The sequence below is a fragment of the Leisingera sp. F5 genome (assembly GCF_001593695.1).
Genome location: NZ_LUKH01000032.1, coordinates 36,591 through 59,701, shown reverse-complemented (window position 1 = coordinate 59,701; position 23,111 = coordinate 36,591). Strand labels below are relative to the sequence as shown.

Genomic DNA, 23,111 nt, shown 5'->3' with positions numbered 1-23,111 from the left:
GCAGGTCTTCAGGCCGCTCGCAGCCTTTCAGAAGTTCGTCCAGCAGTTCCTTGGAAATTGTCATCCTTGCTTCCTTTAGCAGAAGCATGGACCAGATCACTCATACACAGAAGATCGGACACTCTCGAAACGACGGCTGAAGAGCATAAAGGCAATCATCCAGCGGCAGTAGCGTGTGCCGCCGGAATGCGACGATCATTGCCTCCTCCGCTTCGGAGAGAACGGTTGAACGCGGTTCCTTCGGCCCGGTCTTCAAATCCTCCACCGTCGCACGCTTGCGCCACTTCGCGACGGTCTTGGGATCAAACACCTAGGCACGTATCCACAGACACCACCACCAGTGCCACATAGCCCCATTCATAGAATGGGCTTGGAGGTTGCTTCACAACCGCAAGGGCAGCGCTGTTGATCAGCGCCGGAGAACTTTCCAGATCGGACACCACTACTCGGCGCGAAACTTAGCAGGTTACTTAAACTGTCACCTCGGCAAGCGCTGTTCTTCCTGAACGAAAGTCTTAGCCTGGAAAAGTGGTCCGAGTTGAGTGTGAAATTTTGTGTGAAACACGGGCACAAAAAAGGAGTGTGCCGTTGCCGAAGAAATGATTTTCAGATGAGTCGATGGCTTATTCGCTGAGGTTAGCAGACACGCCAGGGCAATGGAAAAGCGTCCAATTTTGGCGCAACTTCGGGTTCTTTCAGATCAGGCCCCCTGCACCAGTCGCGCTCTGAGCAGGTCGATGTTAGCCATGCCATACATCTGGCGTTCGAGCATTTTGAGGCGGTTAGTCTGGCCTTGGGCCGGGAGGCGGGCAATCTCGCGCGCTGGCGGCGATTTTTCTGGTCCTGTTGGCGCGGCCCGCTCGGCACGGCGCTGGCGCGCGGCCCATTCTCCGATGACACGGAGGCTGCCCTGGAAACTACCGGCCCGCAGCCGGCGCCAAAGTTCGGCACCGTTCCGGCAGCCGTCTGCCCGTTCCCGCTCCAGCCGCAGCAGCCAAGGGGTTAGACTGCTCTCACGGAAGCGGAATACGTCCTCTCGCTCCCCGCGCAAAATCTGCCGGACACGTTTGCGGCTGAGGCCTGTCAGGCGAACAATCCGCCGGATCGGCACTCCGTCATTGGCCATTCGGCGAACCATGCGGTTGGTTTACCGGTCGCGCAGGAAACCTTCAAATTGCAGCATTTCAGCCGCCGTAAGCAACTTTGGATCCAGTGCCACCGCTTCAATCGCTTTGCCGGTGCTGCCGGATCGCCTCCGGCGGGAACCGCTCCGCGAAGATCTTGGCGGACAACGCAGAGCACGGCAGCGAAAACGGTGACGCCATCGGCAACCTCCTCCAAAGCCTGCCGAAATATTGCGTTTGGCATATCAGAACCGCACCAAATCTGCTTCAGTCAAAAAATGACCCGGTTATCGGGTTAAGGCGTGCAAGGGGATCATCCAGCGCGTTGCGATTGAACTGCCTATCAGACTGCTATTTGTCAGCGGCGTCCTTGATCAGTGCCGCAAGGCGAAAGAACCCATGCGCCATCTTGCTGTAGGGCGTCAGCAGAAAGAAGGTCAGCACCGCGCCAAGATGCAGCGGCAGCAAAACCGCAACCGCCGCAGTGCCCGTAGCGGCATAAAGCAACAAGCCGCTGAGCGATACGAACCCCAGCAGCAGAACAAACCCCATTTCTCCAGACCATACCCGTCTGGCTCCCAAGGCCGGATCGGCCTTAAGCTTCAGCCGGGCCAGTTCCAGGCAACCTGCAGTCAGCAGCAGCCCGCCCGGAACCCCCAACAGCTTGGGCAGGCTGAGCGGCCCATAGGGCGCAGCCCAGTCGAAAACGTAATGCATAACGGTGCCCGATGCGGTTGACCCGAAGCACATGAAGAACCCCCACACTACTGCCTGATGAGCGTATCTGCGTGAGTTGGAAAAGCGGTCTTCGTCTTCGAAATTGCACCCCTGCCCCTGACCGCCTGACAGGTCCTTCATTTGTGCGGCGCGGCTCAGTGCCTGCCGGATATGGGATATCCGTACCCTCTGCCCGCCCACATGGCGCCAATACCGCCGCAAGGACACAAACAGCGCCAGAAGCGGCAGCAGGAAGGCGGGCATGAACACCGAGACCATCAGCCCGTGGCTCATCACCGCATAAAAGCCTTCGCCGCTTTCAGGGCGCAGCGTTTGCGCGGCCCAGAACAATACGGCAAATCCCAGCGCCAGGGCCAGAGCCAGCGCCGTGCCGCTGCGCTGGAACAGCCGGGCCAAGGGGCCGGGCCAGGCAAAACGCTCCCAGCTGTCGCTGCGCACCTCGGCCAGGATGCCGGGCAGGTTCAGGTCGAACTCATGCGGCTCGATGTACTGGCAAGCGTAATAGCAGCCGCGGCAGTTGTGGCAGAGGTTGGCGAACTGGGTGATATCGGCGTCAGCAAAGCTGCGCTGGCGCATGATTGCCGGGAAGACCGAACAGTAACCCTCGCAATAGCGGCAGGCATTGCAGATCTCGATCTGGCGGCGGGCTTCGTCGATGCGGGTCGAGGGCTTGCTGCCCATTTGGCTTTGATCAAACATAGTTGGCGGCCTCCCGGCCTGCGATGCGGCCGAACACCGTGCCGATGGTCATGCCGAAACCGGCCAGATAGCCCTGGCCCAGGATCGACCCGGCCATAGTCTCGCCTGCGGCCCAGAGGTTCTCCACCGGGCCATCAGCGCCCTGCACCTGGGCGGTCTCGTCCACCTTGAAACCCAGGTAGGTAAAAGTCACGCCTGGGCGCAGTGAGTAGCCGTAGAACGGCGGCTCGGTGATCGGACGGGCCCAGTTGGTCTTGGGCGGGGTCAGGCCTTCGGTCGCCAGCCCGTCCAGCTCGGTCGGGTGGAAGGTGCCGGGGCGGCAGGCGGCGTTGAAGGCTTCGACAGTTTCGGAGAGCTTCTGCGGCTCCAGACCCAGCTTGCCCGCCAGCTCCGGGATCGTGTCCGCGGTTACAGGCGGAAAGACCGAAGGCATAAACAGGTCCTTGGACTTCGAGTCGATGATTGAATAGGCAACCTGCTCCTGCTCCGCCGCCACCAGCCGTCCCCAGATTGCATAGCGCTTGGGCCAGACGTCCTCGCCCTCGTTATAGAACCGCTTGCCGTCATTGTTCACCACCACCGAGAACGGCACGCAGTCGAGCCGGGTGACAATGCCGCCGTCGAATTTGGGCGCGCGCCCGTCAATGGCCACCGCGTGGCATTGGGTCGGATCGCCGATCGACTGCACCCCCTGCCCCAGCAGATTGAACAAAACATCGCCGCGATTGTAAGGCGTGCCGCGGATCAGGAAGTTCTCGGCCTCCGGCCCCCAGGCCTCCACCAGCCGTTCGATATTGCCCTGGAAACCGCCAGAGGCCACTACCACCGCAGGCGGGCTGAGGCTGTGGCGCGCGCCGCCATGGTTGAAATCAACCCTGGTAATCCGGCCGCCGTCCAGTTCGATATGGGTGACCGGCGCCTCATAAAGCACCTCAACCCCCAGCGCCTCCGCGGTGCGGTAATAGGCATTGACCAGCGCCTTGCCGCCGCCAAGGAAGAAGGCATTGGTGCGGCTCAGCGACAGCGTGCCCGACAGCGAGGGCTGGAACCGCACCCCATGCGCCTCCATCCAGGGCTGGCTCTCCCGGCTGCCGCGGATTGCCATGCGGGCCAGATGCTCGTCGGTCTTGCCTTTGGTCACTAGCAGCAGGTCGTTGTAATATTCATCCTCATCATAAGTACCTGTCAGCACCGACAAGGGGCCGTCGTGCATGCAGCGAAAGTTGCGGGTGTGGCGCGAGTTGCCGCCGCGGTAGGGCTTGGGCGCGGCCTCCAGCATCAGCACGCGCTTGCCCGCCTCCGCCGCGGTGATCGCAGCGCAAAGGGCGGCATTGCCGCCGCCCGCCACAACGATATCGGGATTGCTCATCATCAGGACTGCTTTGGCGCCTTGAACAGATCCTTGCGCAGGGTCATCAGCGCGCCGGGGTCGATTTTGCCCTGGATGATGGTGGTCTCGCCGCTGGCAAGGGCTTCCTCCAGCGCCGGGCCCATTCCGCCGGGACCATCCACCCAGATACCCTTGCCGCCGCAGAGTTCCGCAAATTTGTCATAGCGGGGCGAGGTGATTTCGGCCCCCAAGAGACGCCCGCCATAGAACTCCTGCTGATAGGCTTTCTCGGCACCCCAGGCCTCGTTGTCCAAGACCACCACCACAACCGGCAGCTTGTGCTGAATGGCAGTCTGTATCTCGATCATGGTGTAACCGACGGCGCCATCGCCCATCACTGCAACCACCGGACGTTCCGGCGCGGCAGCCTTGGCGCCGATCGCTGCAGCCAGGCCAAAGCCCACCAGGCCAAAGTCCAGCGGGGTGATCAGGCTCATCGGTTCATAATGCGCCAGCCGGTCAGCGGCCTGCAGGCAAGTGTTGCCGGTGTCCAGCGTCACAATGGCGTTTTCCGGCAGCGCCGCGCGGATCTCTGCCAGCGCCCGGCGCGGGTGCATCGGCAGGGTGGCGATCTGCGCTTCTTCTTCGCGTTCTGCAGCCAGGCTGGCCATATCCGCCTTGAAGGCTGCACGCCATTCATCCGCGGCAGGTTTCGAAACGGCGGCGGCCAGCGCCTCGGCGGTCAGCCTGGCATCGGCCTGCACCGCAATTTCCGCCGGGAAATAGCGCCCAACGGCAGAGCCGTCGATATCCACATGCGCGATGCGGGTGTCCGCGCCGACATAATCGTTGCTGTGGAAGGTGGAGTTGAAGCCCAGCCGCGCGCCGAGCACCACCATCACGTCGGCTTCTTTGGTCAGGCGGCTGGCCACCTGGTTGCCGCGCGGGCCCGCCTGGCCTGCAAACCACGGATGGCCGTGGCGCATCACATCGGCATGGCCAGTCGAGGCTACAACCGGCACCTCCAGGGTCTCAGCCAAAGCATTCAGTGCCTCCCGCCCCTTGCCCCATTTGAAACCGCCGCCTGCAAAGATCACCGGACGCTCCGCGTTTGCGAGCAAAGCAGCTATGGCGCTGACGTCTTCCGGCGCCGCAGGCCCCGGGCGGGCGATGTTCACTGGCTTGGGGTCGATAGGTGGCACGTCGGCGGCAAACAGGTCGCGCGGCACATGCAGCACCACCGGCCCGCGGCGGCCCGAGTTGGCCAGCCGGATCGCGTCCTCCAGCATCGGCGCAAGGCGCGTGGGATCGGTGACCATGACCGAACGTTTCGAGATCGGCGCGAACAAGGCAACCTGATCAACCTCCTGAAAGGTATCCTTGGCCTGGTCGCAGCGGCTGATGGCGCCGGCTATCACCACCAGCGGCGAATAGGCCAGCTGCGCCTCGGCCACTGCGGTCACGATGTTAACGACGCCGGGGCCTGCCTGCGCGCCCAGCACCACTCCGGGCTTACCGGTCATCCGTGCCCAGGCGTCAGCCATATGGCCCGCCGCACGCTCATCCCGCGCGCCAACATACCCGATGCCGCCGCCCTCATACATTGCGTCGTAAAGTTCCAGCATCGAGCCGCCCAGCAGGCCGAACACAGTGTCGATGCCATTGGCCTGCAGCACGCGGTAGACAGCCTCGCCTCCGGTGATCTTGGTGTTGATCATGGTCATGTCTTAATCCTCGGATCGGGGCCGCAGGTTCTGCGGATCAAAAATTGCGTTCTGGTGGACGGTCACGGGAATTTCACGGTTCAGGATCTGCACACAGAGGCCCTCACACGGGGTGCCCTTGCGCACAAACAGCCAGCCAAGCGATTTGCCGACGGTATAGCCATAGCCGCCCGAAGTGGTCAGACCCACGGGTTTGCCATCCAGCAGCACCGGCTCACCGCCGTGGATGTCGATATCCTCTGCGTGCAGTTCGGCGTAGAACAGCTCCCACTCGGGATCGCGAGCCAGCAGCGCTGCCTTGCCCAGGAAGCTGCGGCCTTCGGCGACTACAAAACGCTCCAGCCCCACGTCCAGCGGTCCCACATCGGTGGTCAGCTCGCCGGACGCGCGATAGGCCTTCTCCATCCGCATGCCGTTGAAGGCATAAGAGCCCAGATCGGTCAGCCCGTGTTTTTTGCCAGCGGCAAACAGCGCGTCATAGAGTTCACCGATCTGCTCCAGCGGTGCGTGCAGCTCCCAGCCAAGCTCGCCGACGAAGGAAACGCGCAGGGCATAGCAGGGGATGCCGGCCACGGTGATTTCCTGCCCGGACAGCCAGGGGAAGGCCTTGTTCGACAGATCAGCTCCGGTCAGCTCTGCCATAATCCGGCGCGAGGCAGGACCGGAGAGCGCCAGCATCCCCCAATCGTGGGAGCGGTTGATCATCTGCACATCTTCGCCGTCGCGGATATGCGATTTGATCCAGTCGAAATCCGGGTTGGAACGAGCGATGGGCGAACCGGTGAAATAACGGTCCTCAGCCATGCGCCAGATGGTCATTTCGGTCTCGAACCGGCCCTTTTCCGTAAGCAGATGGTTCAGGCTCATCCGCCCGTCCCTGGCCGGGACTTTGTTGGCCGACAGCCGGTCCAGCAGCGCGCCTGCATCCTTGCCGGTGATCTCAAACTGGGCAAAGGCGCAGAGGTCGATGACACCGGCTGCTTCCCGCGTTGCCTTGGCCTCAGCCATTGCATTGGCGTGCCAGGGCTGATGGCCCCAGCCGATCTGCTCGGTCTCGCCCACCTCGCCGAAATAGCGCGGGCGCTCCCAGCCGGCGACCTCGCCAAAAACCGCGCCTTTGGCAGCCAGCCGGTCATAAAGCACATGGCGGTTCAACGGGCGCAAGCTGTTGAACTGCTTGCCCGGGCACGGGGTGTCGTGCCGGCGCATGAACTCATCCTTGGTGCGCTCGACGATGAAGTGATCGGTGGAGAAATTGCCATATCGGCGCGGATCCATGCCGCGGGTGTTGATCGGGGTTTCGCCATGCACCATCCAGTCGGCCAGCACCTTGCCCGCGCCGCCGCCCCAGGCCAAGCCGATGGAGGAGCCGCAGGACAGCCAGACATTCGGCGCCCCGGACGGGCCGACCAGCATGCCGCCATCCGGCGTATGGGTGATCGCGCCGCGCACCACGCGCTTGATACCCAGCTCCGCCAGCACCGGCATCTTGTCGAACGCCACCATCAGGAAGTCTCCGATGGAGTCGTAGTCTGCCTCGAACAGCTCATTCTCGGCGGCCCAGGGCGCGCCTTGGGGCATGGTCCAGACTGTGGGGCAGACGTGGCCCTCATAGATACCGATCAGGCCGGATTTCTGCTCCTGCCGGATATAGCCGCCATAAGCGTTGTCGCGCATCACCGGCAGCTCCGGGCGGTCCATGAACTCGGGCACCGTATCCGTCACCAGATAGTGATGCAGGCAGCTGACAGAGGGGATCTTCAGCCCGAACCACTCGCCCACTTGATTGGCATAGGAACCGGCGGCAATCACCACATGTTCGGCCAGCACATCGCCCTTTTCCGTGCGCAAGAGCCACATATCCCCCTTGCGGGAGGCGCCCAGAACCTGATTTCGGCGTTCGATCCTGGCCCCGCGCGCGCGGGTGGCGGCGGCCAGCGCCATTGTGACTGACGACGGATCAATATGGCCGTCCTCATAGGTGCGCACTGCCGCCTTGACGCCGTCCACATTGTAAAAGGGGTTCACCCGGGCGACCTCCTCCGGACCGACCAGCTCCATCGGCAGGTCCAGCAGCTTGCCAACGCCCATAATGGATTTCATCCAATCCACCTCGTCATCAGTGGTGGCAATGCGAAAGCCGCCGACCTCATGCCAGCCGATAGATTGGCCGGTTTCCTTCTCAACCCGCTTGTAGGTCTCAATCGAGGTCTTGTTGATCCAGCCCGCCAGGCGGCTGCCCACCGCATGGGCGATCTGTCCCGCCGCATGCCAGGTGGAGCCGGAGGTGAGTTCGGCCTTTTCGAACAGGATTGTATCGGTCCAGCCGTTCTCGGCCAGCTGGAACTGGGCGGCCACGCCCATGATGCCGCCGCCGATGATGGCGACCTGCGTGGTGCGGGGGATGTCAGTCATGTGCAAAGGCCTCTTTGGCGGGGTGCAGCGACGCTTTGGCGGCGTAGCGGGTGCAGGCGATTTCGACCTCAAAACCCGGGACAACGGTGTTTTTGGAGAGCAGGTCCAGCGACGCATCAATCATCGCCAAAGCCACCGAACGGCCGTAGCGACAGCTCCACGCAGCCGAGGTGATCTGCCCCACCACATCACCGCCGAAATAGACCGGCTCGTCATGGATCGGGATCGCCTCCGGATCATCGAACAGGATCGAGACGATCCGGCGCTCCGGGGAGTGATCCTTCAAGGCCTCCTCGCCAACAAACCCGGTGCCAAAGGCGCAGAAGCCGCCCAGGCCCGCTTCCTGCGGCGTGGTGCCGGGGCTGAGCTCATGGCCAAAGGCGCGAAAGCCGCTTTCTATCCTGAGCGAGCCGCTGGCGTACAGACCTGCATGGCTTGCACCTGCTGCCAACAGTGCCTCATAGGCGGCCATGGCCATGTCGGCGGGGATGTACAGCTCATACCCCTCTTCGCCGGTGAAGCTCAGCCGCCCGGCCCAGCCGCGGGCCAGGCCGATCTCAACGGGAGCGAACTGGAAGCGTTTCAAATCCGGCACCGGGCTGTTCGAGGTCGTTTGCAGTACCTCGCGAGCCTTTGCGCCTGCTAGACCGATGATCGCGTAGCCGCTGGTGACATCGGTGAATTCCACGTGAAACGCACCTTTGGTCTCGCGCATCCGCTTCAGGTCGCGCACCACCTCACCGGCACCGACGATCATGAGGTATGTATCAGCCCCGTGCCTCTGAACGGTGATGTCGCTCTCCACTCCGCCCTTGCGGTTGAGGATCTGGGTATAGGCGATGCGGCCTTCTGCAATGTCCATCTGCGCCGCGCACAGGTGGTTGAGGAAGGCGCAGGCGTCCGGCCCCTGCACCATGATCTTACCGAATGCGCTTTGGTCCAGGATGGCAGCGCCAGTGCGGCAGGCGTCGGCTTCGCAGCCCACCTGTTCGCGCCACTTCGGCACGCCGAAAGTCAGCGGAAGATGCGCGTCTTCACCGCCGAAATGCACCGCCCGCTCCCAGCCGCCGCGGGACTCAAAACGCGCACCGGCAGCCGCAAGGCCAGCGTGAATAGGCGAACGGCGCTGGCCACGGGCGGTCTCCATCGAGCGGCCTGGGAACGGGTTGTCATAGTGGCGGCCCAGCACCTCGGGGATGCGGGCCTCCAGCGCGCCCAGCACGTTCATTTCCGGGCTGAAGCGGCGGATGTCGGCCTCGTTCAGCTCCATCGTCGGCTCGCCTGCGATGATCCATTCCGCCATCGCGCGCCCAGCCCCGCCGGCCAGCGCGATGCCGGTGGAGTTCATGCCGCCCATCAGGAACAGGCCCGGCACCTCGGGGCTTTCACCCAGCATGAACTGACTGTCGAGGGTGAAGCTCTCCGGGCCGTTCAGCAGCATCCGCACCTCGGCCTTCTCCAGCGCCGGAATGCGGCGCAAGGCGTTCTCCATCATCGGCATGAAGTGGTCCCAGTCCTCGTCCAGCAGATCGAAGGAGAAATCCTTGGGCAGCCGGTCCAGCGGCAGCCCCTTGGCGTGTGGCTCAAAACAGCCGACCAGCAGGCCCTCCACATCGTCGCGGGCGTATAGGAAGGCGTCCTGGTCGTTCAAAGTCGGCAGATGCGTGCCTTTGCCCAGCACCTGCACCTCCTCCAAGGGCTTGGTCAGGATATAGAAATGCTCGCAAGCGTAGAGCGGCATATGGGCGCCCGCCATGGCGGCGACTTCACGGGACCAGAGACCACAGGCGATGACCACCTCATCGGCCTCAATCACGTGATCGCCAACCTCAACGCCGGAGATCCGCCCGCCCTTCTTCTGCAGACCGGTGACGGCGGTGTCCTCAAAGATCTGCACGCCCCGCGCCCGCGCGCCTTTGGACAGGGCCAGGGCCACATCCGAGGGGTTCACCCGACCGTCTGCAGGCGACCAGACCGCGCCGATCACATCATCGGTTTCAATCAGCGGCCACAGCTCCTTGGCACGTTTGGCGTCCACCACGTCCGCCTCCAGGCCAAAGGCGCGGCCCAGCGAAACCTGGCGTTTGATATTGGTCAGCCGGTCCTCATTGGTGGCCAGGGTCAGCGAGCCAGTCTGGGTCCAGCCGGTTGCCTGGCCGGTCTCCACCTCCAGCTCTCCGTACAGATCAATCGAATAGTTGATCAGTTTGGTCAGCGTCGCCGAAGGCCGCAAGCGGCGCACCAGCCCGGCGGCGTGCCAGGTGGTGCCGGAGGTGAGTTTCGAACGCTCCAGCACCACGATATCCTTCCGCCCTTCGCGGGCCAGGTGATAGGCGATGGAACAGCCGATGACGCCGCCGCCGATGATGACAGTGCGGGCGTGGGAAGGAAGGCTCATTGAAGTACTCCGTCACGGATGAGCGCAGAAAGGGTGCCGCGGAAATGCTCCACGGCTTCGTCGATCAAGTCTGGGGTATGCGGCAGGCCGGTGACGCAGGAGGTGAAGGACATGAAGTCCACCCCCCGCTCCAGCAGCCCGTCACGCAGGCCCTTGACGATGGCGGGCGGCGTCTTGCGGATCGCAGCCGCATCCAGCCCTTCGATCGAGGTGCCGCCGACATAGATGTGGCAGGTGGAGCTGTCGCCATAGGCCAGCGCCTGCAATTCCAGGTCGCGGAAAACCCCGTTGAACCCGTCCCGAAGCCGCGCCGCCATGGCATCTGCATGGGCCTGCACGTCGCCGGTGGAGAGGATCTCCATCGCCTTGATCGCACCCGCCGCTACCATCGGAGCGGCGTTAAAAGTGCCCTTGTGGCTGACCGGCGGCGACAGCCCGTCGCGGGTTTCGGCGGGGCTCAGCAGCTCCATGATCTCTGCCTTGCCCACGACCGCGCCGCCGGGCAGGCCTCCGGTTACCACCTTGGCCAGCGTGGTCAGGTCCGGTACCACGCCGTCGCGCGCCTGCCGCCCGCCGGGCGACCAGCGCAGGCCGGTGATCACCTCGTCAAAGATCAGCACATGACCGCTTTGATCCGCCAGCGCGCGGATGCCCTGCAGGAAACCTTCGGGCAGCGGCACCGACCCGTAGTTGGCGCCCGATGCCTCCACAAAAATCGTACCGATCTGCGTGTCGCTGTCCAAAGCCGCAGCAATTGCTTCCAGATCGGGCGGCGCCACCACGGTCAGATCGCTGACCGCCTGCGGCACGCCGAGCGATGGCGGCGTATTGGCGCCGGGCTTGGCGCCCTTGATCAGCATGTCGTGCCAGCCGTGGAAATGCCCGTCGATCCGCAGCACCTTGTCGAGGCCCGAATGCGCCCGTCCCAGCCGCAGCGCCAGCATGGTGGACTCGGTGCCGGACCCGGTAAAGCGTACGCGTTCTGCCGAAGGAAACAGACGGTTCAGCCACTCGGCCCATTCCACCTCCAGCGCGTGGCAGTCGCCGGTATAGGGCATCCGCTGCATCTGGCCGGCCACCGCCGCGGCGACCTCCGGATGGGCATGGCCCAGGATCTGGCTGGCGGCGCCCAGCTTGAAGTCGATGTAGCGCTTGCCGTCCGCGTCCCATTTCTCGGCCCCCCTGGCGCGGGTGAAATAGACCGGATGCGGGGTCTTGTAGCGCAGCTCGTGGCTGACCCCGCCCGGCATGACGAGGCGCGCGCGCTCAGCAAGGGATTGGCTGGTGTTCATACCCGCTCCTAATGGTTCAAAACGATGGATTTCACGGCGCAATAGGCACTGATGCCCAGAAGCCCCTTTTCCCGCCCGATGCCGCTTTCCTTGACGCCGCCGAAGGGGACCGTGTCGCCGCCCTTGAGGAAACCGTTGACAAAGACCTGCCCCGCCTCCGCCTTGCGGGCAAAGCGCATGGCCTGGGTGGTGTCAGCGGTATAGATCCCGGCGACGAGGCCAAAGCGGGTGCCGTTTGCCAGCGCCAAGGCCTCATCGGCGGAGTGGCATTTCTGGGTCGCCAGCACCGGGCCAAAGACCTCCTGCCGGGCGATCTCAGCCTCCGCCGGCACATCGGCAATAACCGTCGGGGCGAAAAAATTGCCAGCTGACAACTTTTCCGGGAATATCCGGCTGCCGCCGGTGACGCAGGTAAACCCTTCGGCCTTGGCGCGGTCGACAAAGCCTTGCACCCGCTCCAGCTGGGTTGCCGAGATCAGCGGCCCCATGTCCGGGTCGTCCAGCCCGTGGCCGATGGTCATTGCCTCGGCCTTGGCAATCACCTTGTCGACCAGCGCGTCATGCACCGAAGCCTCGCAGACCAGCCGGGCGCCGGCGGCGCAGACCTGGCCTGCGTTAAAGAAGATCCCGCGCGCCACGCCGGCGGCGGCGGCGTCCAGGTCCGCGTCGGCCAGGACCACCACCGGAGACTTGCCGCCCAGCTCCAGTGTGGTGCCGGCAATGGGTTTGGACGCCGACTGCATGATCTTGCGGCCTGTGGCGGTGGAGCCGGTGAAGGTCACATGCGCCACATCCCTGTGGCTGGCCAGCGCCGCGCCGGTCTCTCCGGCGCCGGTCACCACGTTGAATGCTCCGGCGGGCAGTCCGGCTTCAGAGGCCAGCTTTGCGGTCAGGATGGCAGTCAGCGGTGTCAGCTCCGAGGGTTTGGCGACCACCGTTGATCCAGCGGCCAAGGCCGGGGCAGCTCCGCGAGCAAGTGTCGAAACCGGATAGTTCCACGGCAGGATATGCGCCGTGACGCCAACCGGCTCCAGCAAAGTAAAGGCGGTCTGGTCCGGCCCGAGCGGAATGCTTTCGCCGTTCAGTTTGTCGCAGGCCCCGGCATAGAAGCGGAAGTAGTCCGCCGCCCGGCGCACATCCCGTTTCGCCTGGCTGATGGGTTTGCCCGCGTTCAAGCTTTCCACCGCTGCCAGCCGGTCTGCGTTCTGGTCCAGCAGCGTTGCCAGCCGGAACAGCGCTGCAGCCCGCTCAGCCGGAGGCGTATCCGCCCAGCCAGGCAGTGCTGCCTTGGCGCTGGCAACCGCTTGGCCAGCCTGGTTGCCATCTGCGTCGCGGTATGTCGCAAAGGCCTGCCCGGTGGCTGGATCAATCAAATCCCGGGCGGCACCTGCCCCGGCCTGGCCCGCGCTGTCTATCCAGCAATGCGGAATGCGGTCCAGCTGCCGGGGATAACGCGGGTGATCCTGCATCACGCCCGCCCGATTTGCGCCCGGCTCAGGCAAATATTGAACCGCTGCCGCAGCTCCCGGTCCTTGCCGTCGGCAATATGGGCGGGGAAGTGGCTGGCCAGCAGTTCCCGCGCCTTGTCCTTCGCCACCTCGCCAATCGCGCGCGCGCCCTGCTCTTCCCACTCCCGCGGGGTCTGGCGGTCGCCCAGATGCGGGTAGAAGTAATCGGATTTCATCCGGCTGAAGGTGTGGCGGTGGCCCAGATAATGGCCCTCGCCACGGCAGACCTCGGCAATCACCTCGGCGCCGATGTTTTCCGCATTCACCTCAACCCCGCGCAGGGTCCGCAGGATGTTGCCGATCATGTCGTTGTCGACCACATAAGCCTCCAGCGACACGCCCAGAAGGCTGGCCTGCATGCCGCAGGCCTGGGTGATCAAGTTGGAACCGGCATGGGCGGCGGAAGACACGGCGAGGTTTTTTTCGCTGCCATACTGCGCATCCAGCGACTTAGAGTCGGTGATGCCGGCAATCGAGGTCACGGGCAGGTTATAGAACCGCCCCATCTGCGCGGCTGCTGCCATCAGGATTGCCTGTTCGCCGCCGCCTGCACACATGGAACCGGTGCGCAGATCGGCGATCAGCGGCTTGGCGCCATAGATCGCGGCCACGTTCGGGTCGACCAGCCGGGCAAAGACCAGCCCCGCGAGGGTTTCCGCCACCGCCTGCACCAGCGAGCCTGCAATGGTTGCCGGGCTGGTGGCGCCGGCCTGGCCTGCCGAGATCAGCTGCACCGGGAAGCCCGCCAGAACCGCGGCCTCCAACGTGTCCAGCGCCTCTTCGGCAAAGCGCATCGGCGGGACCACGTGGCAGACCATGACGGTCAGGAAGGGGCGGGCGCGAAAGGCTGCCTCGGACCCGGCCAGCGTGTAGCAGAGATCCGCCAATTGCTGCAGGTTCTCCGGCTCGGAAACCGACACCGACACATGTTTGGAGGTGCCCATCAGGCATGCATAGGCGGTGTTCAGGTCCATATCCGCCACGTCCTCGACGTCGCGGGCAACAACCGAGCGGCTGAAATGGTGAATGTTTTCCATCGCATCGCAAATGCGCGCGGCGTCATAGAGGTCTTTCAGCGTGCCATCCCGGTAGCGCCCGTCCTCAAGGTCGAAAACGCCGGGCGCGCCGCCGCCCGAACTCATGTGGACGCGTTTGCCGGACAAGTTCAGATCATGGCGCGGATCCTGGCCGTAGAGCACCACGTCGCGGCGGGCTTCCTCGACGGTTTTCAGAACCAGCGCCCGCGGGAACAGCAGCCGCTTGTCTGCCGTATAGCTGCCGCCCGCCGCACAGACCTTGTCGATCATCGAAGGCGTTGCCTGGCTCAGCCCCAGCGTTTCCAAGAGCGACAGAACGGCTTCGTTGACCTCAGCCTCATCCGAAGCGCTCAGCGGCCGGAACCGGCCGCCCTCGATACCGCCCCAGACCGGCGGGTTGTCTTCTGCCGGTGCGCTCTCGGCCTCGATCCGGGCTTCTCTGCCGCGGCGGCGCGTTCTTGCAGCCATTGTCTTCCCCTGACGGAATTTGTTTGGGCAAAGGCTACGCAGGGGCGGCGCGCGGCACAAAGACAAGTTTCTCTTGCTACCGATGAGTAAAACTCATTTAAATCCGGCATGGCCAATCTTCCCTCCCTCCCCGCCCTGCGCGCGTTTGAGGCCGCCGCCCGGCTGGGCAGCTTCCGCGCTGCGGCTGAGGCAATCAACGTGTCGCCCACCGCCGTCAGCCATCATATCCGCGGGCTGGAGGCCTATCTGAACATCCAGCTTTTTACCCGTGATGGCCGCCAGGTGCATCTGACGGACGAAGGCGCGCGGCTGGCGGACGGTGCCTCCCAGGCGTTCCGGATCCTGGAGGCCACCGTTGATTCCGTCGCCCGCTGGCCCGAGAAAACCACGATCCGCATTGCTTTGGGCCCCAGCTTTGCCACCCGCTGGCTGCTGCCGCGCTTTGCCGCATTCTGCGAGGCCTTTCCGGAGGTGGAGCTGAAGCTGGTGCAAACGCCGCTGCTGGTGTCACCGCAGAATGTGGACGCCGACATCTTTATCACCTGGGGCGACGGGCGTTTTCCCGGCATGATTTCCGAACCATTGGTCAGCGTGCTGTCGGCACCGGTCGCCAGCCCGGCCCTGCTGGACCGGCTGGGGCATCCGCAATCACCCGCCGACCTGACGCGCCTTCCGCTGATCCACCAGCGCGACACTCTGGGCTGGAACGCCTGGTTCATGCAGGCCGGGGTCCGGCTGGACGGCCCGCTGCCCGGTCCGGTCATTGAAGACACAAATGTGGTGCTGCAGGCCGCTGCGTCCGGGCAGGGTATCGTGATGGGGTGGATCCCGCTGATCGACACCGATCTGCAAAGCGGGGTGCTGGTGCAGCTGTTCGATACGACCGTCAGCGAGAACCGCGCCTATTACCTGGTCCGGCCGGAGTCCGGCCCGAATGAAAGTGTCACCAGCGCTATCAGCGACTGGCTGCTTGCCCAGACATCACCAGCAACGGCAGCTTGAAAACAGGTGTCAGGAGCGGGTCAAAACGGGGAAATGCGCCAACAACGAGGTTTTGGCCGCTTGAACATGCGCTTTGGTCAGTTCTGCAGCACGAGTGGCATCCCCCTCTTCGCAGGCCGTCAGGATCGCAATGTGCTCCCGCTCGGCACGCTCCATACCGTCGCTCATGACCAGCTGCGCACGGATGTAGCGGTCGATCCGGTCCATCGCGCTGCGGGCTGCTTCGCGAAAATAGGTCAGCGCACTGGCACTGTAGAGCGCGTCGTGGAACTCCCGGTTCAGAACACCCCACTCCATCGGGTTCTTGCAGCCGGCAAAAGCCTCGCAATGCAACCGCGCGCTGGCCAGAAGTTCCGGTGACATCCGCGGGACCGCATCACGGATGATCTCCGGCTCCAGCAGCGCGCGGAAATCAAAGATCTCTGCCGCCTCATCCGCCGAAAGCCCGGCAACAACCGCCCCCTTGAAGCGCTGTGTCTTAACCAGCCCGTATTCCTCCAGCCGCGAAATTGCCTCCCGCACCGGGATCCGGCTGGTGTTGAAGCGGCGCGCTATTTCTTCCTGACGGAGCGGTTCACCCTCCTCCAGCCGGCCGTCGATGATCGCACTGCGCAACGCCTCAAACACTGCGGCGGAAGCCGAAGCAGCTTTTGAGATATCAGCCGGGTCCAGTTTCATCACGATGCCTCTCCTTTCAGACAGGTGTATGTGAACCTGCCCGTCCGGAAAAGCGGCTTAACCGTCAGCCGGTGTTTACGGACCTCCGGGCGGCTTCCCCGTCACACTTCCAGCGACACCCACAGCACCCTGGCGTCTTCTGTACTGACCGACACACAGCCGTGGCCCATACCGCTGTCATAATAGACAGAGTCCCCCGCCCCCATGCGAAGCGGCCGGTAGTGTTCCGTGTAAAGGATCAGCTCGCCGCTCAGCACAAACATGAACTCTTCGCCCTGGTGGCGCACCCAGTTGTCGAATTCGGTCACGTCGCGCGCCTTGATGGTGCTGATATAGGGCACCATGCGTTTGCTGGTCAGCTCGCTGCACAACAGTTCATGATCATAGGTCGAAGTTTCCTTGTGCTCACCCAGGCCGGTGCGGGTGAAATCCCGGCGCCCGGTGACGCCGCTTTGCCCGGACTGCACAAACAACTGCGGCGTTTCCAGTTCCAGCGTCTGCATCAGGCGGCGGATGATCTCGAAACTGGGACGGGTCTGGTTGTTCTCGATCTTCGACAAAGTCGACCGTCCAATGGCCGCCGCGCGCGCTGCTTCCTCCAGCGTCAGCCCCTTTTCCTTGCGGGCGTCGCGAATCATTTTCCCCAGGACTTCGCCGTCCGGAGCCTCCATCGCTTCCGGGCCCAGCCCTGTTTCTTCTGAGGGAATTGGTTCCATTCGTGCAAATTCTCCTGTTCCGCAAACAGCTTAGCTTTGATGTATTCACGGGTCAAAATTTCCGAGACCGCACTTTATGTTTGCAAAAGGGAATAAGTTTCCTATAGGAGACGAAACGTCGTATACGTAAGCATACGTGCCGGTCCTGAGCCGCATTTCGGAGGAGAAACCACATGAGCACATATGATTTGATCGTGATCGGGGCCGGTCCGGGCGGTTATGTCGCAGCAATCCGTGCTGCACAACTGGGTCTCAAAGTCGCCTGCGTCGAAGGCCGCGGATCGTTGGGCGGCACCTGCCTCAACGTTGGCTGCATCCCCTCCAAGGCACTGCTGACCTCCTCCGGCAAATATGCCGAACTGTCCCATCTGGCCGCGCATGGCATTGCCGTTGAGGGCGCCAGCCTGGACCTGGGCGCGCTGATGGCGCGCAAGGATAAGATTGTCGGCGACCTGACCAAGGGCATCGCCTTCCTGTTCAAAAAGAACGGCGTCGATCACATCGAAGGCTGGGCCAGCATTCCGGCGCCCGGCCAGGTGCAGGTCGGCGAGGACAGCTACACCGCAAAGAATATCCTCATTGCCACCGGATCGGAACCCGCCGCCCTCCCCGGCGCGGACATCGACGAGGTGGATGTGCTGAGCAGCACCGGTGCGCTGGCGTTAGAAGCCGCGCCAGAGCATATGGTGGTGATCGGCGCCGGCGTGATCGGGCTTGAACTCGGTCAGGTCTGGTCACGCCTCGGATCCAAAGTGACGGTTGTGGAATACCTGGACCGTATCCTGCCCGGCATCGACGGCGAGATCGCCAAGCTGTCCCAGCGGGCGCTGTCCAAGCGCGGGCTGAAGTTCCAGCTGGGCCGCGCGCTCAAGACCATTGAAAAGGGCGAAAACGGCCTGACCCTGACGCTGGACCGCGTGGGCAAGGACAAGGAAGAGCAGATCGAGGCGGACAAGGTGCTGGTCGCCATCGGCCGCCGGCCTGTCACCCGCGGTCTGGGTCTGGAAACCTTGGGCGTTTCCATTAACACCCGCGGCTTCATTGAAGTGGACGAAACCTTCCAGACCTCGGTACCCGGCATCTTTGCCATCGGCGACTGCGTGCCCGGCCCGATGCTGGCACATAAGGCCGAAGAGGACGGCGTGGCCTGTGTCGAGATCATGGCAGGCGAGCACGGCCATGTGGACTACAACACCGTGCCCGGCGTGGTGTACACCGACCCGGAAGTTGCCTCCGTCGGCCAGACCGAAGAGACCCTGAAAGAGGCCGGCATCGAATTCATCACTGGCAAGTTTGCCTTCATGGCCAACTCCCGCGCGCGCTCCACCGGCGAAACCGACGGCGCTGTCAAAGTGCTGGCCACCCCCGGGGGCAGGATCCTCGGCGCCCATATCTGCGGCGCGCATGGCGGTGATTTAATTGCCGAATTGGTGCTTGCGATGACAAAAGGTGCTACTATCGAGGAGGTTGCACGGACCTGCCACGCGCATCCTGCGATGGGTGAGGCGGTGAAAGAAGCCTGCCTTGATGCACTTGGCCGCGCCATCCACGCCTGATCCGGAGGGATATGCCAGATGACGATCCAGCTAAGACCCCGCCACCCGGAAAAGGCCCACAAGGCCGACAGCGCGATCCCGCGCAAACCGAAGTGGATCCGCAAGAAGAAGATCGAAGGGCCTGAGTATTACGAGACCCGCAAACTGATGCGGGAGCATGATCTGGCAACCGTCTGCGAAGAGGCCGCCTGCCCGAATATCGGCGAGTGCTGGTCCAAGCGCCACGCCACAATGATGATCATGGGCGAGGTCTGCACCCGCGGCTGTTCCTTTTGCAACGTAACCACCGGCAGGCCGGACACGCTGGACGCGTTTGAACCGGGCCGGGTTGCCGCCGCGGTCAAGAAACTGGGTCTGCGCCATGTGGTGATCACCTCCGTTGACCGGGATGATCTGGAGGACGGCGGCGCCGAACACATCGCCCAGACCATCCGCGCCACCCGCCATCAGAACCCCGGCACCACAATCGAGGTGCTGACCCCGGATTTCCTGGGCAAGGGCGAAGCGGCTGATGCGGTCTTTGAAGCGGCGCCTGACGTGTTCAACCACAACCTGGAAACCGTGCCGCGGCTGTACCCGCGCGTGCGCCCCGGTGCGCGCTATTACACCTCGCTGCGGCTGCTGGACGACGCCAAACGCGCCAATCCGCAGCTGTTCACCAAGTCGGGCATTATGGTCGGTCTCGGCGAGACCCTGGACGATGTGCGCCAGGTGATGGATGATCTGCGCGCCGCTCAGGTCGACTTTCTGACCGTGGGCCAGTACCTGCAGCCCACTCCCAAGCATCACCCGATCGACCGCTTCTGGTCGCCGGAGGAATTCGCGCAGCTGGAACAGATTGCCCGGTCCAAGGGCTTTCTGCACGTGTCGGCCACGCCGCTGACCCGTTCATCGTTCCACGCGGATGAAGACTTTGCCGCCCTGAAAGAGGCCCGTCAGATGGCTTTGGCAAAGGGTATTTAACTAAAACGCAAGCGGGAGGAGACCCATGGAAGCGTTAAACTCAGCAGTAGGCTGGCTAAATGGTATCGTGTGGGGTGTACCCATGCTCGTCATGATACTTGGAGTCGGCTTTTTCCTGCAGGTAGGCCTGAAGTTCATGCCGATCCTGAAAATCGGCACTGGCTTCAGCCTGCTGTTCAAAGGCCGTGAAGGTCAGGGCGAAGGCCAGATCAGCCCGTTCAACGCGCTGATGACCTCGCTGTCGGCCACCATCGGTACCGGCAACATCGCAGGTGTCGCCACCGCCGTGTTCCTGGGCGGCCCCGGTGCGCTGTTCTGGATGTGGATGACGGCTCTGGTCGGCATGGCCACCAAATACGCCGAAGCCGTCTGCGCAGTGAAATACCGTGAGAAGGACGAGCTGGGCAACTTCGTCGGCGGCCCGATGTACTACATCAAAAACGGCCTCGGCGCGAAATGGGCCTGGCTGGGCGTTGCATTCGCACTGTTCGGCGGTGTGGCTGCTTTCGGCATCGGCAACGGTGTTCAGGCCAACGGTGTGGCGCAGGTTCTGGAAACAAACTTTGGCGTCAACACCTCGGTCACCGGCGTAATCCTGATGGTTCTGACCGCAGCCGTTATCCTGGGCGGCATCACCCGCATCGGTGCGGTTGCCGGTAAGCTGGTTCCATTCATGGCGATTGCATACATCATTGCAGGCCTGCTGGTTCTGCTGTTGAATGCCGGTGCAATCGGCAATGCGATCAGCCAAGTCTTTACCTATGCCTTTACGCCCTGGGCCGCAAAAGGCGGTGCAGCTGGCGCGGCTGTTTGGCTGGCGATCCGCTTTGGTGTCGCACGCGGCGTGTTCTCGAACGAAGCGGGCCTGGGCTCTGCTCCGATTGCTCATGCTGCTGCTGAGACCAAAGGTCCGGTAAACCAGGGCCTGATCGCGATGCTGGGGACCTTCATCGACACCATCATCGTCTGCTCGATCACCGGTCTGGCGATCATTGCTTCGGGCGCCCTGGATGCATCTGTGGCCGATTTCCTGGCCAACGGTGAAACCGAAGGGTACAAGGCGATTTCCGGTGCAGCGCTGACCTCGCTGGCGTTTGAGACCACCCTGCCCGGCATCGGCGGCTCCCTGATCGCAGTTGCCCTGTCGATCTTTGCCTTCACCACCATCCTGGGCTGGTCGTTCTACGGCGAGAAATGTATCGAGTTCCTGCTGGGTGTGAAATCGCTGATCCCTTACCGCGTGCTTTGGATCGTGATGATCTACTTCGGCGCCACCGCGGACCTCGGCTTCATCTGGCTGCTGGCAGACACGCTGAACGCGATGATGGCCATTCCGAACCTGATCGCCCTGGCCCTGCTGAGCCCGATCGTCTTCAAACTGACGAAAGAGTTCTTTGCCACCGGCGGCAAGTCGGAAGAAACTGGCACTGCAGCTGAATAACCATCGACGGGGGGCCGTCACGGCCCCCCGTTCCTGACCCGAATTCCACATCTCGAGGAGACGGCTGATGGCCACCAAAATTCTGCTTCCGATTGACCACACAGATCAAAAATCGTGGAAGAAAGCTCTACCCGTCGCGCTGGAGCAGGCCAAGTTCTACGGCGCCGAACTGCATGCTGTTTCGGTCATTCCCGAGATTGTCCAGCTGCCCAACCTGCCCGCGGGCTACGGCTCTGGCGCCAAGGCGCATGTCAAAGGCGCAGTCGAAGCTATCCTGGCCCGGAATAATGCCTCCGATGTACCGGTGCAGATCGAAGAAGGCAGCGTTTACCGTGAGATCCTGAAACTTGCCCACAAGGACGGTTATGACATGATCATCATGGCCTCTGCCGAAGGCGAGTTCCCGAACTACGAGATCGGCCCGAACCTGGCCCGCGTCGTGCGCAATGCGCATTGCACGGTCATGGTTGTCCGCGGCTGAGCCTGAACTTTACAAGAAGGGACATCCGTCATGACCGACGCACCCAAACGCACCCCGCTTTATGACCTGCACGTCGAGCTTGGCGGCAAGATCGTCGATTTCGCCGGCTGGGAAATGCCGGTTCAGTACCCCATGGGCATCATGGGTGAGCACAAACAGTGCCGCGAGAAAGCCGCGCTGTTTGATGTCTCCCACATGGGCCAGGTGATCCTGCGCGGCGACAATGTGGGCGAAAAGCTGGAAACGCTCTGCCCCCAGGCTTTTGCAACCCTGAAAGAGGGCAAGGCGCGCTATGGCTTCTTCACCAATGACGACGGCGGCATCATGGACGACCTGATCGTCTCCAATGCCGGCGACCACTATTTTGTCGTGGTGAACGCCGCGCTGCGCCACCAGGACATCCCGCATATGCAGGCAAACCTGGACGGCGTCGAAGTGACCGAGATCTTCGACCGCGCGCTGGTTGCTGTCCAAGGACCCAAGGCTGAAGATGTGGTGGGCGAACTGTGCCCCGCGGCCCGTGAGCTGAAGTTCATGGAAACCGTCCTTGCAGATATCGGCGGTGTCGAATGCCGCATCTCGCGACTGGGCTACACCGGTGAAGACGGCTACGAGATCTCGATCCCGGAAGCGGACGCCATTCGCGTGTCCAAACTGTTCCTGGCCCATGACGACTGCGAGCCCGCGGGCCTCGGCGCCCGCGACAGCCTCCGCCTCGAAGCAGGCCTCTGCCTCTATGGCAACGATATCGACCAGTCGACCTCGCCGATTGAGGCCTCGCTGTCCTGGGCCATCCAGAAGCGCCGCAAGGAAGACGGCGGCTTCCCCGGAGCCGCCCGCATCCAAAAAGAATTGGCTGAAGGTGCCGCCAAGAAACTGGTCGGCATCAAGCCTGAAGGCCGCGCACCGGCCCGCCAGGGCGTGGAAGTCCAGAGCGAAGGCGGCGATACTCTCGGCACCATCACCTCGGGCAGCTTCGGCCCCACTGTCGGCGGCCCGGTCGCCATGGGCTATGTTGCGGCAGACCACGCCCAGCCGGGCACCAAGGTGAACCTCATCATCCGCGGCAAGGCGCAGCCGGCTGAGATCGTCGCCCTGCCCTTCGTCACTCAGAACTACAAACGCTAAGACATCATCAGGAGAGTCAACATGGCCACCTATTATTCCGAAGACCACGAGTGGATCACCGTTGAAGGCGACGTGGCAACCCTGGGCATCACCCAGCACGCCGCCGACCAGCTGGGCGAAGTTGTCTTTGTCGAGCAGCGCGAAACCGGCGACGAGTTCGAAAAAGGCGGCGAGATCGGCGTCATCGAGTCGGTGAAAGCGGCGTCCGAAATCTACGCGCCGCTGGACGGCGAAGTGGTTGAGGTGAACGAAGCCCTGGCCGACAACCCCGGCGCCCTGAACGAAAGCCCGGAAGGCGATGCCTGGATCTACAAGATCAAGCTGTCGGACGCGTCCCAGCTGGACGATCTGATGGATCTGGACGGCTACAAGGCCCTGATCGGCTAAGTCTGCCTGCGGATCCGCTGCCGCTT

Annotated in this window: 18 protein-coding genes and 1 pseudogene; 7 read left to right on the top strand and 12 right to left on the bottom strand. The window is 63.1% G+C overall.

Features of this window, described 5'->3' with window-relative positions; all coding sequences use genetic code 11:
* Positions 1-130 precede the first annotated feature (130 nt).
* The 10 genes and pseudogenes from A2I95_RS19080 to A2I95_RS19035 form a co-directional block, all read right to left on the bottom strand.
* A pseudogene (locus A2I95_RS19080) lies at positions 131-310 on the bottom strand (IS481 family transposase); the annotation flags it as partial.
* Positions 311-700: 390 nt separating this feature from the next.
* A complete protein-coding gene (locus A2I95_RS19075; protein WP_291732163.1) occupies positions 701-1,126 on the bottom strand; it encodes a hypothetical protein in 426 nt (141 codons plus the stop codon).
* Positions 1,127-1,475: 349 nt separating this feature from the next.
* Positions 1,476-2,561 (bottom strand): tricarballylate utilization 4Fe-4S protein TcuB, encoded by a 1,086-nt coding sequence (gene tcuB, locus A2I95_RS19070; protein ID WP_291732160.1) that lies wholly within the window; start codon positions 2,559-2,561, stop codon positions 1,476-1,478.
* Positions 2,554-3,930 carry an FAD-dependent tricarballylate dehydrogenase TcuA gene (tcuA, locus tag A2I95_RS19065; protein WP_291732162.1) on the bottom strand — a complete coding sequence of 459 codons (1,377 nt, stop codon included), beginning with the start codon at positions 3,928-3,930 and terminating at the stop codon, positions 2,554-2,556. The genes tcuB and tcuA overlap by 8 nt, the downstream gene beginning before the upstream one ends.
* A gap of 2 nt (positions 3,931-3,932) precedes the next feature.
* Complete coding sequence (locus A2I95_RS19060) at positions 3,933-5,615, bottom strand: thiamine pyrophosphate-binding protein (protein WP_291732158.1); 1,683 nt, start codon at positions 5,613-5,615, stop codon at positions 3,933-3,935.
* Positions 5,616-5,618: 3 nt separating this feature from the next.
* Positions 5,619-8,030: an FAD-dependent oxidoreductase gene (locus A2I95_RS19055; protein ID WP_291732156.1), complete on the bottom strand. Its 2,412-nt coding sequence runs from the start codon at positions 8,028-8,030 to the stop codon at positions 5,619-5,621.
* The gene (locus A2I95_RS19050) at positions 8,023-10,428 is read right to left on the bottom strand and encodes an FAD-dependent oxidoreductase (RefSeq protein WP_291732154.1); all 2,406 of its coding nucleotides are present in this window, start codon (positions 10,426-10,428) and stop codon (positions 8,023-8,025) included. The genes A2I95_RS19055 and A2I95_RS19050 overlap by 8 nt, the downstream gene beginning before the upstream one ends.
* Positions 10,425-11,720 carry an aminotransferase class III-fold pyridoxal phosphate-dependent enzyme gene (locus A2I95_RS19045; RefSeq protein WP_291732151.1) on the bottom strand — a complete coding sequence of 432 codons (1,296 nt, stop codon included), beginning with the start codon at positions 11,718-11,720 and terminating at the stop codon, positions 10,425-10,427. The genes A2I95_RS19050 and A2I95_RS19045 overlap by 4 nt, the downstream gene beginning before the upstream one ends.
* 8 nt (positions 11,721-11,728) lie before the next feature.
* Positions 11,729-13,189: an aldehyde dehydrogenase family protein gene (locus A2I95_RS19040; RefSeq protein WP_291732149.1), complete on the bottom strand. Its 1,461-nt coding sequence runs from the start codon at positions 13,187-13,189 to the stop codon at positions 11,729-11,731.
* Positions 13,189-14,733, bottom strand: coding sequence for a trimethylamine methyltransferase family protein (locus tag A2I95_RS19035; RefSeq protein ID WP_291732146.1), 1,545 nt, complete (start codon positions 14,731-14,733; stop codon positions 13,189-13,191). The genes A2I95_RS19040 and A2I95_RS19035 overlap by 1 nt, the downstream gene beginning before the upstream one ends.
* Positions 14,734-14,841: 108 nt before the next feature.
* Between A2I95_RS19035 and A2I95_RS19030 the strand changes: the two genes are divergently transcribed.
* Positions 14,842-15,735: a LysR substrate-binding domain-containing protein gene (locus tag A2I95_RS19030; protein WP_291732145.1), complete on the top strand. Its 894-nt coding sequence runs from the start codon at positions 14,842-14,844 to the stop codon at positions 15,733-15,735.
* 9 nt (positions 15,736-15,744) lie between these two features.
* On the opposite strand, the gene A2I95_RS19025 is transcribed toward A2I95_RS19030, so the two are convergent.
* Both A2I95_RS19025 and A2I95_RS19020 read right to left on the bottom strand, forming a co-directional pair.
* Positions 15,745-16,413 (bottom strand): GntR family transcriptional regulator, encoded by a 669-nt coding sequence (locus A2I95_RS19025; RefSeq protein ID WP_291732143.1) that lies wholly within the window; start codon positions 16,411-16,413, stop codon positions 15,745-15,747.
* 101 nt (positions 16,414-16,514) lie between these two features.
* Positions 16,515-17,129, bottom strand: a complete 615-nt coding sequence (locus A2I95_RS19020; RefSeq protein WP_291732141.1) for an XRE family transcriptional regulator — start codon at positions 17,127-17,129, stop codon at positions 16,515-16,517.
* A gap of 173 nt (positions 17,130-17,302) precedes the next feature.
* On the opposite strand from A2I95_RS19020, the gene lpdA reads away from it, so the two are divergent.
* The 6 genes from lpdA (at position 17,303) to gcvH (ending at position 23,085) form a co-directional block, all read left to right on the top strand.
* Entirely contained in the window at positions 17,303-18,685 is a 1,383-nt protein-coding gene (gene lpdA / locus A2I95_RS19015) for a dihydrolipoyl dehydrogenase (protein ID WP_291732140.1), read from the top strand.
* A gap of 18 nt (positions 18,686-18,703) precedes the next feature.
* Complete coding sequence (gene lipA, locus A2I95_RS19010) at positions 18,704-19,648, top strand: lipoyl synthase (RefSeq protein WP_291732138.1); 945 nt, start codon at positions 18,704-18,706, stop codon at positions 19,646-19,648.
* A 25-nt stretch (positions 19,649-19,673) separates the two neighbouring features.
* Positions 19,674-21,089 (top strand): sodium:alanine symporter family protein, encoded by a 1,416-nt coding sequence (locus A2I95_RS19005; protein ID WP_291732136.1) that lies wholly within the window; start codon positions 19,674-19,676, stop codon positions 21,087-21,089.
* A gap of 67 nt (positions 21,090-21,156) precedes the next feature.
* Positions 21,157-21,570, top strand: a complete 414-nt coding sequence (locus tag A2I95_RS19000; protein WP_291732133.1) for a universal stress protein — start codon at positions 21,157-21,159, stop codon at positions 21,568-21,570.
* 30 nt (positions 21,571-21,600) lie between these two features.
* Entirely contained in the window at positions 21,601-22,698 is a 1,098-nt protein-coding gene (gcvT, locus tag A2I95_RS18995) for a glycine cleavage system aminomethyltransferase GcvT (RefSeq protein ID WP_291732131.1), read from the top strand.
* Between the two features lie 21 nt (positions 22,699-22,719).
* The gene (gene gcvH / locus A2I95_RS18990; RefSeq protein WP_024091132.1) at positions 22,720-23,085 is read left to right on the top strand and encodes a glycine cleavage system protein GcvH; all 366 of its coding nucleotides are present in this window, start codon (positions 22,720-22,722) and stop codon (positions 23,083-23,085) included.
* The last annotated feature ends 26 nt before the right edge of the window (positions 23,086-23,111 follow it).

What these genes read in the sequence shown, in the direction of transcription:
- A2I95_RS19075 (WP_291732163.1), bottom strand. Translation starts at nt 1,126, where the DNA reads ATGGCCAATGACGGAGTGCCGATCCGGCGGATTGTTCGCCTGACAGGC.
- tcuB (WP_291732160.1), bottom strand. Translation starts at nt 2,561, where the DNA reads ATGTTTGATCAAAGCCAAATGGGCAGCAAGCCCTCGACCCGCATCGAC.
- tcuA (WP_291732162.1), bottom strand. Translation starts at nt 3,930, where the DNA reads ATGAGCAATCCCGATATCGTTGTGGCGGGCGGCGGCAATGCCGCCCTT.
- A2I95_RS19060 (WP_291732158.1), bottom strand. Translation starts at nt 5,615, where the DNA reads ATGACCATGATCAACACCAAGATCACCGGAGGCGAGGCTGTCTACCGC.
- A2I95_RS19055 (WP_291732156.1), bottom strand. Translation starts at nt 8,030, where the DNA reads ATGACTGACATCCCCCGCACCACGCAGGTCGCCATCATCGGCGGCGGC.
- A2I95_RS19050 (WP_291732154.1), bottom strand. Translation starts at nt 10,428, where the DNA reads ATGAGCCTTCCTTCCCACGCCCGCACTGTCATCATCGGCGGCGGCGTC.
- A2I95_RS19045 (WP_291732151.1), bottom strand. Translation starts at nt 11,720, where the DNA reads ATGAACACCAGCCAATCCCTTGCTGAGCGCGCGCGCCTCGTCATGCCG.
- A2I95_RS19040 (WP_291732149.1), bottom strand. Translation starts at nt 13,189, where the DNA reads ATGCAGGATCACCCGCGTTATCCCCGGCAGCTGGACCGCATTCCGCAT.
- A2I95_RS19035 (WP_291732146.1), bottom strand. Translation starts at nt 14,733, where the DNA reads ATGGCTGCAAGAACGCGCCGCCGCGGCAGAGAAGCCCGGATCGAGGCC.
- A2I95_RS19030 (WP_291732145.1), top strand. Translation starts at nt 14,842, where the DNA reads ATGGCCAATCTTCCCTCCCTCCCCGCCCTGCGCGCGTTTGAGGCCGCC.
- A2I95_RS19025 (WP_291732143.1), bottom strand. Translation starts at nt 16,413, where the DNA reads ATGAAACTGGACCCGGCTGATATCTCAAAAGCTGCTTCGGCTTCCGCC.
- A2I95_RS19020 (WP_291732141.1), bottom strand. Translation starts at nt 17,129, where the DNA reads ATGGAACCAATTCCCTCAGAAGAAACAGGGCTGGGCCCGGAAGCGATG.
- lpdA (WP_291732140.1), top strand. Translation starts at nt 17,303, where the DNA reads ATGAGCACATATGATTTGATCGTGATCGGGGCCGGTCCGGGCGGTTAT.
- lipA (WP_291732138.1), top strand. Translation starts at nt 18,704, where the DNA reads ATGACGATCCAGCTAAGACCCCGCCACCCGGAAAAGGCCCACAAGGCC.
- A2I95_RS19005 (WP_291732136.1), top strand. Translation starts at nt 19,674, where the DNA reads ATGGAAGCGTTAAACTCAGCAGTAGGCTGGCTAAATGGTATCGTGTGG.
- A2I95_RS19000 (WP_291732133.1), top strand. Translation starts at nt 21,157, where the DNA reads ATGGCCACCAAAATTCTGCTTCCGATTGACCACACAGATCAAAAATCG.
- gcvT (WP_291732131.1), top strand. Translation starts at nt 21,601, where the DNA reads ATGACCGACGCACCCAAACGCACCCCGCTTTATGACCTGCACGTCGAG.
- gcvH (WP_024091132.1), top strand. Translation starts at nt 22,720, where the DNA reads ATGGCCACCTATTATTCCGAAGACCACGAGTGGATCACCGTTGAAGGC.